We start from the raw sequence: 15,344 nt of genomic DNA on the forward strand, positions 1-15,344 counted from the left end.
TCCGCTCTGCCTAGGGCTTTTTAGGAGGGAGTATGTTGGGACGCAATATTGCTTCAATGGACAATGCTTATATAAAACAGCAATCGGTCAAAGAAAAAGTACTGGCGAGAAGGCGTAAGCTGCTTTTCCGGCGATTGGCGCTTTTCGGTGTTATGGCAGTGCTTGTTTCCGCACTGCTCGTCTCCACCCTGGTCTCACGGAACGCACAGCTCGCGGCAAAAAAAGAACAAAAAGCAAAGCTAGTGCATCAAGTAAGGGACATTGACAAGCAGCAGGCGATGCTCAGAAGCGAGATTAAGAAACTGAAAGATGATGACTATATTGCAAAACTCGCCCGTAGCGAATATTTCCTTTCCAAAAAAGGGGAGATCATTTTTAATTTGCCTGATTCCAAAAAGAATACTCAAGAAGAAGACGTGTCTTATTGACACTCTTTTTTCATGTTCGTTATAATATGTTAAAGGTTGATTTTTTATCTTTTAAGGAGGAAAAATTTTTTTATGTCAATTGAAGCAGGCAGCAAGTTACAAGGTAAAGTAACAGGCATCACGCATTTCGGGGCTTTCGTCGAATTGCCGGACGGCTCAACCGGGCTGGTTCATATCAGTGAAGTTGCTGATAACTATGTAAAAGACATTCATGACCATTTAAAAGTCGGCGATATCGTTGAAGTAAAGGTGCTGAATGTCGAAAAAGACGGGAAAATCGGTTTGTCGATCCGCAAGGCGAAAGACCAGGCGCAGCAATCCCAATCCCAGTCCCATTCCCATCGGCCGCAAAGGCATGGTCGGGGAAATAACCGCGGAAAAGAAGATTTTGAATCCAAAATGGCGCGCTTTTTGAAAGACAGTGAAGATCGCCTGTCTTCGCTCAAACGAAATACAGAATCAAAACGCGGCGGCCGCGGCGCGAGAAGAGGCTAACTTGCTGTCTAGTTGACTCATATATCCGTATCATTTGCTTTAAATTGGAGGGCGGAACCGGTTCAAACAGAAATGTTTGTCGGATCCGCTTTTTCTTTTTGCTGTTTCGGACAAAAATCGCCGAATCACACGAAAAAAACCGGCCTTGAACGGGCCGGTTTTTTTTCAAAACAGATATAGCGGCGGAGGGGATCGAACCCCCGACCTCACGGGTATGAACCGTACGCTCTAGCCAGCTGAGCTACGCCGCCATGGCTTAAATGAAAAAGCACATTTTCTATAATAACGGCACTGCCCCCATTTGTCAACTTCTCTTTTTGAAAAAAATTGTAAAATACATCGCATATTTGTGGAAAAAGTCGAACTTTTCTTTTGGACTGCATTGGAATTTTGACAAACTTTTAAAACTTGTCCTTTTATAATTGCTTGTAACAAAGTGATGAGGGGGAGTTTATGATGAATTTGGGGAAAGTTGAGCGCGGGATGATGGAACAGGGGGGCCATGTGGATCTTGAGGAAACAAAAAAAGAGTTTGCAAAAGGATGGAAGCAGCTCCGGGGGAAATTTGAATCTTTGTTTATCCAAAAAGGGATCAGTCTTTTGATCATTGGCTTTTTATTGGGAAGGGCCCTTATCTTGTCGCACTTTACGCCGTTTGCATTGCCGTTTTTCGCAGCTGTCTACGTGATGAAGCGGGATAAGGCGCCCATCACGCTGCTCGGGCTCACTGCGGGCGGATTAACATTATCTGTTGCGAACGGGATGTACACGCTGGCTTCGACCATCCTCTTTATTCTTGTATTCAGATTGTTCGGCAAATACCATAAAGAGGAAACCCGGGTGCTGCCCTTTTACATCTTTGCTGTCTCGCTTGTTTCAAAATGCGCTTACCTTTATCTTCAGCAGCAGTTCCAGCTCTCTTTTTATGACGGCCTGATGGCGGGTGTGGAATCGTGCTTAACCTTTATCCTTACCATGATATTTATGCAAAGCATTCCAATCTTATCACAAACAAGACGAAAAAAAACATTAAAAACGGAGGAAGTCGTCAGTCTCATCATTGTGCTCGCGTCCGTTTTGACCGGGACAATCGGCTGGACGGTGAACGGGTTGTCCGTTGAGCATATTTTTTCGCGCTATCTTGTCCTCCTGTTTGCGTTTGTCGGCGGCGCGACGGTCGGTTCCACTGTCGGGGTTGTGACCGGTCTCATTTTCAGCCTTGCCAACGTGTCCAGCTTTTATCAAATGAGCCTGCTTGCGTTCGCAGGGCTCCTGTGCGGATTGTTAAAGGAAGGGAAGCGCGGGGGGGCGGCTGCCGGGATGCTTGTTGCGACCCTGCTGATTACGATGTACGGCGAGTCCGGGGCGTCTTTAAGCGCCGCGCTGTATGAAACATGCGTGAGCATTGCCCTTTTCTTTTTAACGCCGTCCCCGTTTACGGCAAAAATGGCGCGGCATATCCCGGGGACAGCCGAATATATGAAGGAGCAGCAGCAGTATTTAAGGAAAGTGCGCGATGTGACGGTTCACCGCGTGGAGCAGTTCTCGTCCGTTTTCCAGGCGCTTTCCAAAAGCTTTTCGCAGTATGACCATACGAAAGAAGAGGAGGACCGTGAGCGGGATCTGGATTATTTTTTCAGCAATGTCACGGAACGGACATGCCAGACCTGCTTCAAAAAAGAGCAGTGCTGGGCGAAAAACTTTGATAAGACGTATGATTTGATGAAAATGACGATGGAGGACCTGAGTGAAAGGGACGGCGCGGTTTCGAGGCGTGCTCATCGCGAATTGGAGAAACATTGTGTCAGGGCCCAAAAAGTGGAAGATGCGATCAACCAGGAATTGACATTTTACCAGGCCAATCAAAAATTCAAAAAAATGATCAAAGAAAGCCGGAAAATTGTCGCAGAACAGCTGCAGGGCGTTTCGGAAGTCATGGGAGATTTTGCAAAGGAAATTCAGCGGGAGCGCGAGAACCACCAGCGGCAGGAAGAAATGATCCTCGAGTCATTACAGGATTTCGGGCTCGATATTGACCAGGTCGAAATTTACAGCCTAGAGTCGGGCAATATTGACATTGATATCACCTTGCCGCAGTACAGTGGCTACGGCGAATGCGAAAAGATCATCGCGCCGATGCTTTCCGATATATTAGGAGAAACGATTGTTGTCCAGAAAGAAGAGTTCAGTTCGCAGTCGGGCGGGCTTGGCTATGTGACATTCCGTTCGGCCAGGGCATTTGTCGTCGACACCGGTGTGGCGCATGCCGCAAAAGGAGGCGGTTTTATATCCGGTGACAGTTATTCGATGATCGAGCTTGGCTCAAGAAAGTACGCCATTGCTATCAGCGACGGCATGGGAAACGGCGAGCGTGCCCATCATGAAAGCAATGAGACGCTCAGGCTCTTGCGGCAGATTTTAGAATCGGGCATAGAAGAAAAGATTGCCATCAAATCGGTGAACTCCATTCTGGCGCTAAGGACGCAGGAAGAAGTGTTTTCCACGCTTGATCTGGCGATGATCGACCTGCAGGATGCAAGCAGCAAATTTTTAAAAATTGGATCAACGCCGAGCTTTATTAAACGCGGCGATAAAGTGATCAAAATTGAATCTGGGAACTTGCCGATGGGCATGATCCAGGAATTTGATGTGGATGTCGTTTCCCGGCAGCTGAAAGCCGGTGATATTTTAATCATGATGAGTGACGGGATTTTGGAAGGCCCGCGTTACATTGAAAACCCGGAATTATGGATCAAGCGGAAAATCCGGGAGCTGGAAACGGAAAATCCCCAGGAAATTGCCGACCTGCTCATAGAAGAAGTGATCCGCTCGCGATCCGGTTTAATTGAAGATGATATGACGGTCGTCGTTGCAAAAATCAAACACAACACGCCGAAATGGGCGGCCATCCCCGTTAGCAAAGGGAAAAAAATGATCTCTTAAATGTCCGTGCCATATAGAAGAAGCGGAAGGCAACGGTATATATTTTCTCCCGATTGTCGATGATGGTAAAAACGAAGAAATGCCGTCAATGACAAGGAGGAGAAAAAATGAATGCAGGCACTTTAAAACAGATTTTGCTGATTACGGACGGATGTTCAAACCAGGGGGGTGATCCGGCTGCAGCTGCGGCATTGGCAAGAGAAGCAGGCATCACCATTAATGTAATTGGCGTCATGGAACGGGATATCATTGATGAAAAAGGGGCAGCGGAAATTCAAAATATCGCCATGTCGGGGGGTGGCGTCAGCCAGATCGTCTATACGAAACAATTATCGCAAACCGTGCAAATGGTCACTCGGAAAGCGATGACCCAGACGATTCAGGGAATCGTGAACAAGGAATTAAAACATATTTTGGGAAGTAACGGATCCATTGAAGCACTGCCGCCTGAAAAACGCGGCGATGTGTTGGAGGTGGTAGATGAACTGGGGGAAACAGTGGATTTGGACATTCTCGTGCTCGTCGATACAAGCGCAAGTATGAAACCGAAGCTCGAGACTGTAAAAGAAGCTTTGCTTGATTTGTCTTTAAGCCTGAATGCGCGAATGGGGAATAACCAATTTTCAGTTTTTATATTTCCTGGGAAAAGGAAAGAAACGGAGAAACTGCTTGACTGGACACCGAAACTGGAATCGCTCGTGGCCATATTTCCGAAACTGCAGACAGGCGGGATTACGCCGACAGGGCCGGCCATTCATGAGGCGATCCGCCATTTTGACCGGAAAAGGAAGCTGAGGGGATATCATACGCATGATGACGGACAATACTTTGAAGAATCCATTTAATGATCCGCCGGGTACGGTTGTGACGGGGAAATGGCATAAAAACCGGTACAGATTGCTAAAGCGCCTCGGGGCCGGTGCAAATGGCGCTGTTTATCTGGCGGAATCGGCGGCCGGTCCGGTTGCATTAAAAGTCGGTGTGAGCACTGCCCAGGTGGCATCCGAGTCCAGCGTACTAAAAACCATATCCAAGGCCCGGGGGCAGTCCCTCGGGCCTTCCTTTTTGGAAGCGGATGACTGGGAGCGCGGGCGGGAGATCATTCCTTTTTATGTCATGGAATATATAGACGGCCCGGATCTGCTTTCCTTTGTCACCGGGAAAGGTTTTTCCTGGGCGGCAGTGCTTGTGATCCAGCTTCTTTCCGATTTACAACATTTGCATGAACAGGGCTGGATTTTCGGAGATTTGAAGCCCGAAAACTTGCTGGTTGGAACCCCTGGAAACAGGATCCGCTGCATTGATCCGGGCGGGATGACAAAGATCGGACGTTCAGTAAAAGAATTTACGGAGTTTTTCGACAGAGGTTACTGGGGGTTGGGATCGCGGAAAGCCGAGCCTTCCTATGATTTGTTTTCCGTTGCAATGGTAATGATCAATCTTGCCTATCCGAACCGGTTTTTAAAAAAACAGGCAAATGGTTTCCCACAACTGATGGCGGCGGTCAGGCAACATGCCGGGCTGTGCAAATTTGAGGCGGTGCTGCGGAAAGCGCTGGGGGGAGGATATCGGACAGCTTTTGAGATGAGGCAGGACATGCTTATGCTGCTGACTTCGCATAGAGAAAAGAAGAAAGCCAAAACAACGCACAGGCCGGAAAAATCAAAACTCGGACAGTCGCGGGCAAAAAGACGGAGGTTTAGAAAATTTAAAAAGTTCATGGCTGCCATGATGATCATCTTGATGATCTCTGTGTTATACTGGTATTATACTTACGGACAAATCAGCATCCCTTTTTAAATATCCACAAATTTATGCCGGAAAAATGCGGCGGCCTCCTAATCCGGGATTACAGCATGGCCGAAAATAAGTGCGCAGCGACAACGAGCGCAGCACTGGCAAGGATGGCAAGTCTATGCTTTTTTCAGGACGGGCGCCTTTTTATAAAGAAAGCATAAATTTCCGGCCGTTTGCCTTATGATGAAAATGCTATATAAAATGAACAAAATATTGCCGCTCTGTTGCCTGCCGCAAAAAGTAGTTCTCGTAGAAATCGATGGTCGGGCTTGATGGAAAAACTGAAGTTCCTTTTTATAGCGCAAATTTTACGCAAACGTCCATGCAAGCAAAAGGATGGAAATGAATATTCAGGATAAATACACCGGCACAAATTCTTTAAAGCAGAATATGTTTAGAAATTTGGAAACGCCCATGTTACAATGGAAATAACAAAACGGTACCGAAAAGGACAGGTTTTATGCTCGCATTTGAGGACAATGTATTCCATTTTATCAGGAAACACAGGCTGATTGAGGCGGGAGACCATTTGCTCGTAGCGGTTTCCGGCGGGCCGGATTCACTTGCGCTCCTCCACTTTCTCACTTCGCGAAGGGAGCGCTTCCGTGTAAAGATAACAGCCGCTCATGTTAACCATATGCTAAGGGGGGAAGCGTCCTGTAAAGACCTTTTGTTTGTCAAAAGCTTTTGCGAATCTCACCGTATCGGTTGTGAAGCGGCAGAAATCCCGGTGCTGGAAAAAGCGAAGGAAGAAGGCCTTGGCATTGAAGAAGCAGCGAGAAAATACCGGTATGCTTTTCTCGCTGAAGCAATGGAGAAAACCGGCGCCAATAAAGTTGTATTAGGCCACCACGGCGATGACCAGATGGAAACGGTACTGATGCGGCTTACAAGGGGCGCAGGCGGAAAGGGAAGGGCAGGCATTCCGTTTCGCCGGCCGTTTGCAAAGGGAGAAATCATCCGTCCGCTATTGGGCACGGCCAAAAAAGAAATCATAGATTACTGCGCCCATTATCATCTCGAACCACGCACCGATGAAAGCAACGCATCCCCCGACTTTGCAAGAAACCGGTTTCGTGCGTCCGTCCTGCCTTTTCTAAAGAAAGAAAACCCGCGGGCCCATTTGCATTTTCAAAGATTCAGCGAAGAGCTTTTGGAAGATGAAATCTATCTTTACGGGCTGGCGCAGGAAAAATTAAAGCAGATGGCGGAAACAGGGTCCGGAACTTGCACGCTCGATCTCCGGAAGTTCAAAGGGATGCCTATGCCTTTACAAAGGCGGGCGATTCATCTAATATTAAAATATCTTTACAATGAAGACATAAAAGACGTCACAGCGATACATACAGATGCCGTTTTAAAACTGGCTTCAGGCTCCAATCCGTCCGGGAGCGCCGATCTCCCCGGCGGCTTAAAGGCTGTAAGGGACTACGGGCGCATGGCCTTTTCTTTTGGGCGCCGCCCCGCCCGTTCTGCATATCAATATGTCTTGGATGAAGGGATGAAGATTGATCTGCCGAACGGGTATACGATAAAGCTTGTAAAAAGCAAAATTTCATATTCATCCCTGCCAAAGAATATGCTATTATTACACATAAACGACACTTCTCTCCCCCTTATTGTCCGTACAAGGAAACCGGGGGACAGAATTGAAGCAAAAGGACTAAATGGTTCAAAAAAGGTAAAAGATATATTTATTGATGAGAAAATTTCAAAGCCGGAGCGGGATTTGTGGCCGGTTGTAACCGATTCAAAAGGGAACATCCTGTGGCTTCCGAATCTGAAAAAAGCAAAGTTTGAATCCGGGCTTATTTTACCTGATGAAACCTACTATGTCGTGCACTATTGTAAGCAAACAACTTCTAGGGGGCAATCGCAAGATGAATCAGGATATTGAAAAAATCCTCATTACAGAAGAGGAAGTCCAGCGAAAAGTAAAGGAATTGGGGGAGCAGCTGACGAAAGAGTATGATGGCAGATTTCCGCTTGCGATCGGGGTATTAAAAGGCGCCATGATGTTTATGGCCGATCTTGTCAAGCATATGGATACATATTTGGAAATGGATTTTATGGACGTATCGAGCTACGGGAATTCTACTGTTTCATCCGGAGAAGTCAAAATCTTAAAAGACTTGGATACCTCGGTGGAAGGGCGCGATGTCCTGATTATCGAAGACATTATTGACAGCGGGATGACGCTCAGTTACCTGGTTGAATTGTTCCGTTACCGGAAAGCAAAATCCATTAAAATCGTCACATTGCTCGACAAACCATCGGGTCGGAAAGCGGACATCCAGGCTGACTATGTCGGATTCATTGTCCCGGATGAATTCGTTGTCGGATACGGCCTTGACTATGCGGAAAAATACCGCAACCTTCCGTATATCGGCATCCTGAAGCCAGCTGTTTATACCCATGAGGGGGAGTAAGAATTCCGAAAAAAGAGGACTATCATTGTGAAATTCAGGCTATATGTATGGAAAAGCAAACGGTCTGTGAAAAAAAGATGAAAAACGGGTGCAAAATATTGTTAAATTAAAAACCACTATAGTACTATTGAATATAGTTTTTTAAGACCGTGGGAGGAGGTAAGGAATGAATCGGATCTTCAGAAATACAATTTTCTACGTATTATTATTTGTCGTCCTGATCGGGATCGTAAGTTTTTTTAACCGCAGCAGCGAAACGACGGAAACGATATCCTATGATCAATTTGTTTCTTATTTGGATAATGGCAGTGTAAAGAGTATAACAACGCAGCCTTCAAGGGGCGTTTATGAGATCCGGGGCCTGCTGAAAGACGGCAATAAACAGTTTATTACGTATGTTATGGATGACCAGGCCATGCTGAACCGGATCGATAAAGCGGCGCACGATCAAAAAGTGAAAGTCGATGTCCTCCAGGCAAAAGAAACGAATGGATGGGTTTCTTTCCTGACATCCATTATTCCGTTTGTGATTATTTTCATTCTGTTCTTCTTCCTGATGAACCAGGCACAGGGCGGGGGCGGCCGTGTCATGAATTTCGGGAAGAGCAAAGCAAGGCTTTACAATGACGACAAAAAGAAAGTCCGTTTCCGTGACGTTGCCGGCGCGGATGAAGAGAAACAGGAACTTGTCGAAGTCGTCGAATTCTTAAAAGATCCACGCAAGTTTTCCGAACTGGGTGCCCGTATCCCGAAAGGCGTACTGCTTGTCGGGCCTCCGGGAACCGGTAAAACATTGCTGGCAAGGGCAGTTGCAGGTGAAGCAGGCGTTCCTTTCTTCTCCATCAGCGGTTCTGATTTTGTCGAAATGTTTGTCGGTGTCGGTGCAAGCCGGGTTCGTGATTTATTTGAAAACGCGAAAAAGAACGCGCCTTGTATTATCTTTATTGATGAAATTGACGCAGTCGGGCGCCAGCGTGGTGCAGGGCTCGGCGGCGGCCATGATGAACGTGAACAGACGTTGAACCAGCTGCTCGTTGAAATGGACGGATTTAGCGCCAATGAAGGAATCATTATTATTGCGGCAACAAACCGCCCGGATATTCTTGATCCTGCGCTTCTGCGGCCGGGACGCTTTGACCGTCAGATTACGGTTGACCGACCGGATGTCCACGGGCGTGAAGCTGTGCTGCGTGTCCATGCGCGCAATAAGCCGCTTGACCCGTCCGTCGATTTAAAAGCGATTGCCCAACGGACACCAGGTTTTTCCGGAGCCGATCTGGAAAACCTGCTTAATGAAGCAGCGTTGATTGCGGCAAGGGCTTCCAAGAAAAAAATTGACATGCAGGATATTGATGAAGCGACAGACCGCGTCATTGCCGGACCGGCGAAAAAGAGCCGGGTCATTTCGGAAAAAGAACGCAATATTGTGGCCTTCCATGAATCCGGGCATACCGTTATCGGGCTTGTGCTCGATGAAGCGGAAATTGTCCAGAAAGTGACCATTGTGCCGCGCGGACAGGCCGGCGGGTACGCGATGATGGTACCGAAAGAAGACCGTTATTTCATGACAAAACCAGAATTGCTCGATAAGATTACGGGGCTTCTCGGCGGCCGTGTATCCGAAGAAATTACGTTCGGTGAAGTGTCAACGGGCGCATCCAACGACTTTGAACGCGCAACCGGCATTGCGAGAAGGATGGTAACTGAATTTGGGATGAGCGATAAGCTTGGCCCTCTCCAGTTCGGGTCTTCGCAAGGCCAGGTATTTTTGGGCAGAGATATTAACAATGACCAAAATTATTCCGATAAAATTGCCTACGAAATTGATACAGAGATTCAAAATATCATTAAAACCTGTTATGAACGGGCACGGCAGATCTTGCTTGAACACCGCGATAAGCTGGAACTGATCGCAAAAACGCTGCTTGAAGTGGAAACATTGGATGCAAAACAAATCAAGCATCTGTTTGAACATGGCACGTTGCCTGAACAGCCTGCGAAATCCCAGGATCCGGCTGAAATCGGTGGAACCGAGCCGCGCGTGAACCTGCAGTCGAAGCAGGGCGGCATCAAAGAAGTGGATCCGGGTGCCGGAAATAATTCGGATACCGGGATGCCAGATGAAAAACGGCCGGGGAAACTGGGACCATCAAGACCGGCAGATGATGATCAACTTTGATAGGTTGCAAATCATTTAAAAAAGCACCGTCTGAAAAAAAAGGCGGTGCTTTTTTATGGCTAGGGAACCAAATGAAAGCATTCTCTAAATCACGGAGATTATGGTATGATGGTTGCATAAAAACTAACAGAAAAACAAAGTGGTGAGCATAATGTTATTGGTGATCGATGTGGGGAATACAAACATTGTATTAGGTGTATACGATAAAGATGAACTAAAATATCATTGGCGCATTCAAACCGTCCGGGATAAAACGGAAGATGAATACGGCATGTCTATGAAAGCCTTGTTCCGCCATGTCGGCATTCACTTTAACGATATTACTGGCATTATTATTTCTTCTGTGGTGCCTCCAATTATGTACGCACTGGAGCGGATGTGCAGCAAATATTTCCACGTTTCGCCGCTTATCGTCGGCCCAGGGGTGAAAACAGGGCTCGACATCAAATACGATAATCCGCGTGAGGTGGGGGCGGACCGGATTGTCAATGCGGTCGCCGGCATCCACGAATACGGCAGTCCGTTAATTATTGTCGACTTCGGGACAGCGACTACTTATTGTTATATTAACGAGGAAAAGCAGTATATGGGGGGGGCGATTGCGCCGGGCATCAGCATCTCAGCGGAAGCCCTGTACTCGAGAGCAGCCAAACTGCCCCGGATAGAAATCGCGAGCCCGGATGATATTATTGGCCGGAACACCGTTAGTGCCATGCAGGCAGGCATTGTTTTCGGCTATGTCGGACAGGTTGAAGGTATCGTGTCCCGGATGAAAGCAAAAAGTAAAAAAGACCCGGTCGTCATTGCAACAGGCGGGCATGCACCCCTCATTGCAAAAGAATCAAAAAGCATTGATATCGTCGACCAATTTTTGACTTTAAAAGGGTTGCACTTGATTTATAACCGAAACTTACAGCATTAAAGGAGGATTTTTCTTTTGGCGGATTATTTAATTAAAGCATTAGCGTATGACGGGCAGGTCCGGGCATACGCTGCGGAAACAACGGAAACCGTTGGAGAAGCCCAACGGAGGCACTACACTTGGCCGACAGCTTCCGCCGCGCTGGGCAGAACGTTGACAGCGGGGGCGATGATGGGGGCCATGCTGAAGGGGGATGAAAAAATTACGATCAAAGTGGAAGGCGGCGGACCGATCGGTGTCATTCTGGTAGACGCGAATGCACACGGGGAAGTCCGGGGCTATGTTACCAATCCGCAAACCCATTTTGATTTAAACAAAAAAGGAAAGCTGGATGTCCGGCGTGCAGTCGGGACAGATGGGACGCTTACCGTTGTAAAAGATCTCGGGCTTCGTGAGAATTTTTCAGGCCAGGTTCCGCTTGTATCCGGCGAGCTCGGCGAAGATTTTACGTATTATTTTGCCGCTTCCGAACAAGTGCCATCTGCAGTCGGTGTCGGTGTGCTGGTTAATCCCGACAACACGATTCTGGCTTCCGGCGGGTTTATCATCCAGTTGATGCCGGGAACAGACGAGAAAGTCATCTCGGAAATTGAAAATAAAATTTCTGATACCGCCCCGATTTCCGACCTTATCCGCCAGGGGCTTTCGCCGGAAGAAATATTGGCAAATCTGCTCGGCGAAGAAAATGTGCAGATATTGGAGAAAATGGCAGTACGGTTTGAATGCACCTGCTCCAAAGAAAAATTTGCTTCTGCTATGATCGGCCTCGGCAAACAGGAGCTCAGGGACATGATCGAGGAAGACGGGCAAGCTGAAGCCGTCTGCCATTTCTGTCGTGAAAAATACCATTTTAGCCGTGAAGATCTGGAACAAATGCTGGAAGAAGCAAAGGGGTAAGGCGAAAGCCGTGAGGGCAGGATGATTTTCGGCAAAACGGCCTTCCTTTTCAGATGAATGCGGGCCCCTTGAGCGCGAATGGGCAACTTTTAACCAAGTTGTCTAATCGGGGCTGGCCTGTTTGATTGACGGAAGCTTGCCCCCGTCCCGTTGCAATAGCCGTCGCTTGATCAAGAAGCCCAGCGTCAGTGGCTAAAAAAGCGATATTGCCGGCATTGTTTCTTAGGCACTTTGTCATAGAATAGCAAGGCATTTTGGTTGACAATTGCGTAAAAAGATGTTAATTTTTAGATATTAAACCAATAAAAATACTCGGAATATGGGGTGGATGATTTTGGCAAAGTATGTGAACTCTGTTGCTGAATTGGTCGGCAACACACCGGTTGTAAAAGTAAACCGTCTGACAAATGAAAATGATGCAGAAGTGTATTTGAAGCTGGAATATTTCAATCCGGCCAGCAGTGTAAAAGACCGGATTGCCCTCGCGATGATTGAAGACGCTGAACAAAAAGGACGCTTAAAACCGGGCGACACCATTGTTGAACCGACAAGCGGCAACACGGGAATCGGGCTTGCCATGATTGCGGCTGCAAAAGGATACAAAGCTGTCATTGTCATGCCGGAAACAATGAGTATGGAACGTCGCAGCCTACTGCGTGCATACGGGGCAAAGCTTGTTTTAACCCCGGGCTCTGAAGGCATTAAAGGCGCAGTAAATAAAGCGGAACAACTCGTGAAAGAAAACGGCTATTTTATGCCACAGCAATTCAAAAACCCGGCCAACCCGGAAATCCACCGTTTGACAACCGGTAAAGAAATCATTGAACAAATGGGAGATCAGCTCGATGCTTTTGTTGCCGGCGTCGGCACCGGCGGAACGATTACAGGGGCTGGCCAGGCGCTGCGCGAAGCTTATCCAGGTATCAAAATTTATGCTGTTGAACCGGATGACTCCCCGCTGTTGTCTGAAGGCAAACCGGGCCCGCACAAAATTCAAGGTATCGGCACCAACTTTGTCCCTGAAACACTTGATAAAGAAATTTACGATGAAATTATCCGTGTCACAACGGATCAGGCTTTCAAAGCGGCAAAAGATACAGCGGCAAAAGAAGGCATTCTCGGCGGGATTTCTTCCGGTGCTGCCGTTTACGCTGCCCTTGAAGTGGCGAAAAAACTCGGCAAAGGCAAAAAAGTGCTTGCCATCATTCCGGATACCGGCGAACGCTATTTGAGCACCCCGCTTTACCAGTTTGAAGATTAAAAACGATAAAACCCGCGGAGAAACGCCCCGCGGGTTTTTCTTTTCACAGCCTATCTATGCTGGTTTGAAACGCCAGCCTCTAGTTGGCATCCAGCAGCTTTTTTAGTAGGGCGCCCGGGGTGATCCCGGATCTGCTCCAGCGACCCACATCTTTGTATTCCGTATTAATCGATGGCCGCGGATGTGATAGACTATAATTATTGAACTGAAAAAGGGGAGAACAGCAGTTGAAGTGTGGTTCGTTTACGTTCGATTTTACCCGTAAAACCTATGTAATGGGCATATTAAATGTAACGCCCGATTCTTTTTCGGACGGAGGGAATTTTTTTCAGCCTGAGAAAGCGGTGGAACATGCGTATCAGATGGTAGAGGACGGTGCCGATCTGCTCGATATTGGCGGAGAGTCGACAAGGCCGGGGCATCAGCCGGTGTCAGCAGAGGAAGAACTGGAGAGAATCTTGCCGGTCATTCACGCGGTGGCAGGAAAAATCCAGGCGCCGCTTTCTGTCGATACGTATAAAGCGAGAACTGCGGAAGAAGCAATAAAAGCAGGCGCACATATCATCAATGATGTATGGGGGGCAAAACGGGATCCGGAAATCGCCGATGTTGCCGCACAGTACAACGTTCCGATTATTTTAATGCATAACCGCGAAAAGCCGCAGTATGAACATTTTATGCGGGACTGTCTGAACGATCTGTATGAAAGCATCACGATTGCAAAAAAAGCAGGCGTCGAGGACCGGCAAATCATCCTCGATCCGGGTATCGGGTTTGCGAAAGGTTTTCAGGAAGACATGGAAATGATGCGAAACCTCGACAAACTTGTTGGACTCGGCTATCCCGTTCTGCTTGCTGCCTCAAGGAAGCGCATGATCGGAAGCGTGCTCGGGCTGCCGACGGGCGAAAGAATGGAAGGCACTGGGGCGGTATGCTGCTTTGGCATCATGAAAGGCTGCCATATGGTCCGTGTCCACGATGTAAAACCTGTAAGCAGAATGGTGAAAATGATGGACGCCCTCGTCGGAAAAGGGGAACAGGATGGACAAAATTTATATTCATGATATGGAATTTTACGGTTACCACGGCGTATTGCCCGAGGAAAATAAACTGGGCCAGCGCTTCCGTGTATCCATCGTGCTTGGTTTGGACTTAAAGCAGGCGGGCGAAACCGACCGGCTGGAAGAAACCGTCAGTTATGCGGATGTCTATGCATGCGTGAAAAAAATTGTTGAAGGGCAGCCTTTCAAGCTCCTTGAAGCTGTCGCAGAAAAACTGGCTGCTTCCATTCTCGCTTTATACGAAAAAGTTGCGGAAGTCACAGTCAAAGTAACCAAACCGGACCCGCCCATTCCCGGCCATTACAAGTCCGTTGCGGTCGAAATTACAAGGAGAAGAAAGAATGGATAATCTCGCTTATTTGGCACTCGGATCCAATATTGAACCGCGATTTGATTATCTTCAGCACGCCATCCGGTTACTTAGAAACAACCCGGACATAAAGGTTTGCAAAGTTTCATCCATTTATGAAACCAATCCTGTCGGTTACACCGAGCAGGGACAGTTTTTAAATATGGCTGTTCAAATTGAAACGCGGTTATCCCCTTTTGACCTGCTCGCTGCCTGCCTTGAGATTGAAAAAAAGTTACGGAGAAAAAGGGAAATTCATTGGGGACCGCGGACAATAGACCTTGACATTTTGTTGTATAATCAGGAAAATATGAAAACAGAGAATCTTACCATTCCGCACCCGCGCATGCATGAACGGGCATTTGTTTTGGTTCCCCTCGCGGAATTGGACCATGCACTTTGCGACCCTGTAACCAAAACCCCGTATGCGGAACTGCTGAAAAAGTGCACAGACAAAGATGGTGTCCGGCTGTGGAAACAGATCACAGGGGATACTGCTTTCTTGCCATAAAGGGTACCCCCGGGCATTTTAAACAACCCGGCGGCGGCTTTATACTGAAATACGGATTGGTGTATAACCGGT

14 protein-coding genes and 1 tRNA gene are annotated in these 15,344 nt (G+C 47.6%); 14 read left to right on the forward strand and 1 reads right to left on the reverse strand.

Annotation, left to right across the window (positions count from 1 at the left end; translation table 11 throughout):
• The first annotated feature begins 32 nt into the window (after positions 1-32).
• Positions 33-428 (forward strand): septum formation initiator family protein, encoded by a 396-nt coding sequence (locus NST70_RS00270; protein WP_026684009.1) that lies wholly within the window; start codon positions 33-35, stop codon positions 426-428.
• A 72-nt stretch (positions 429-500) separates the two neighbouring features.
• Positions 501-923 (forward strand): S1 domain-containing RNA-binding protein, encoded by a 423-nt coding sequence (locus NST70_RS00275; protein ID WP_014096558.1) that lies wholly within the window; start codon positions 501-503, stop codon positions 921-923.
• A 177-nt stretch (positions 924-1,100) separates the two neighbouring features.
• Here the strand turns inward: NST70_RS00275 and NST70_RS00280 are convergent.
• Positions 1,101-1,174: transfer RNA gene (locus NST70_RS00280), tRNA-Met, on the reverse strand.
• A gap of 205 nt (positions 1,175-1,379) precedes the next feature.
• Here NST70_RS00280 and spoIIE point away from each other — a divergent pair.
• The 12 genes from spoIIE to folK all read left to right on the forward strand — a co-directional run bounded on the left by spoIIE (position 1,380) and on the right by folK (position 15,272).
• Entirely contained in the window at positions 1,380-3,866 is a 2,487-nt protein-coding gene (gene spoIIE / locus NST70_RS00285; protein ID WP_014096557.1) for a stage II sporulation protein E, read from the forward strand.
• 107 nt (positions 3,867-3,973) lie between these two features.
• Positions 3,974-4,711, forward strand: a complete 738-nt coding sequence (locus NST70_RS00290; protein WP_014096556.1) for a VWA domain-containing protein — start codon at positions 3,974-3,976, stop codon at positions 4,709-4,711.
• Positions 4,677-5,666, forward strand: a complete 990-nt coding sequence (locus tag NST70_RS00295) for a serine/threonine protein kinase (protein WP_014096555.1) — start codon at positions 4,677-4,679, stop codon at positions 5,664-5,666. The genes NST70_RS00290 and NST70_RS00295 overlap by 35 nt, the downstream gene beginning before the upstream one ends.
• 457 nt (positions 5,667-6,123) lie before the next feature.
• The gene (gene tilS / locus NST70_RS00300) at positions 6,124-7,560 is read left to right on the forward strand and encodes a tRNA lysidine(34) synthetase TilS (protein WP_014096554.1); all 1,437 of its coding nucleotides are present in this window, start codon (positions 6,124-6,126) and stop codon (positions 7,558-7,560) included.
• A complete protein-coding gene (gene hpt, locus NST70_RS00305; RefSeq protein WP_014096553.1) occupies positions 7,544-8,092 on the forward strand; it encodes a hypoxanthine phosphoribosyltransferase in 549 nt (182 codons plus the stop codon). The genes tilS and hpt overlap by 17 nt, the downstream gene beginning before the upstream one ends.
• A gap of 166 nt (positions 8,093-8,258) precedes the next feature.
• Positions 8,259-10,271, forward strand: a complete 2,013-nt coding sequence (gene ftsH, locus NST70_RS00310) for an ATP-dependent zinc metalloprotease FtsH (RefSeq protein WP_014096552.1) — start codon at positions 8,259-8,261, stop codon at positions 10,269-10,271.
• 151 nt (positions 10,272-10,422) lie between these two features.
• Positions 10,423-11,193 (forward strand): type III pantothenate kinase, encoded by a 771-nt coding sequence (locus NST70_RS00315; RefSeq protein WP_017550860.1) that lies wholly within the window; start codon positions 10,423-10,425, stop codon positions 11,191-11,193.
• Between the two features lie 15 nt (positions 11,194-11,208).
• Positions 11,209-12,090 (forward strand): Hsp33 family molecular chaperone HslO, encoded by an 882-nt coding sequence (gene hslO / locus NST70_RS00320; protein WP_017550859.1) that lies wholly within the window; start codon positions 11,209-11,211, stop codon positions 12,088-12,090.
• A gap of 334 nt (positions 12,091-12,424) precedes the next feature.
• A complete protein-coding gene (cysK, locus tag NST70_RS00325; protein ID WP_014096549.1) occupies positions 12,425-13,351 on the forward strand; it encodes a cysteine synthase A in 927 nt (308 codons plus the stop codon).
• A gap of 227 nt (positions 13,352-13,578) precedes the next feature.
• On the forward strand, positions 13,579-14,415 hold the full coding sequence (gene folP, locus NST70_RS00330) for a dihydropteroate synthase (RefSeq protein ID WP_014096548.1): 837 nt from the start codon (positions 13,579-13,581) through the stop codon (positions 14,413-14,415).
• Positions 14,393-14,761 carry a dihydroneopterin aldolase gene (gene folB, locus NST70_RS00335; RefSeq protein WP_014096547.1) on the forward strand — a complete coding sequence of 123 codons (369 nt, stop codon included), beginning with the start codon at positions 14,393-14,395 and terminating at the stop codon, positions 14,759-14,761. The genes folP and folB overlap by 23 nt, the downstream gene beginning before the upstream one ends.
• Complete coding sequence (folK, locus tag NST70_RS00340; protein WP_017550858.1) at positions 14,754-15,272, forward strand: 2-amino-4-hydroxy-6-hydroxymethyldihydropteridine diphosphokinase; 519 nt, start codon at positions 14,754-14,756, stop codon at positions 15,270-15,272. The genes folB and folK overlap by 8 nt, the downstream gene beginning before the upstream one ends.
• Positions 15,273-15,344 lie beyond the last annotated feature (72 nt).

Source organism: Weizmannia sp. FSL K6-0777, from assembly GCF_038593185.1.
GTDB classification, from domain to species: Bacteria; Bacillota; Bacilli; order Bacillales; family Bacillaceae_C; genus Weizmannia; species Weizmannia faecalis.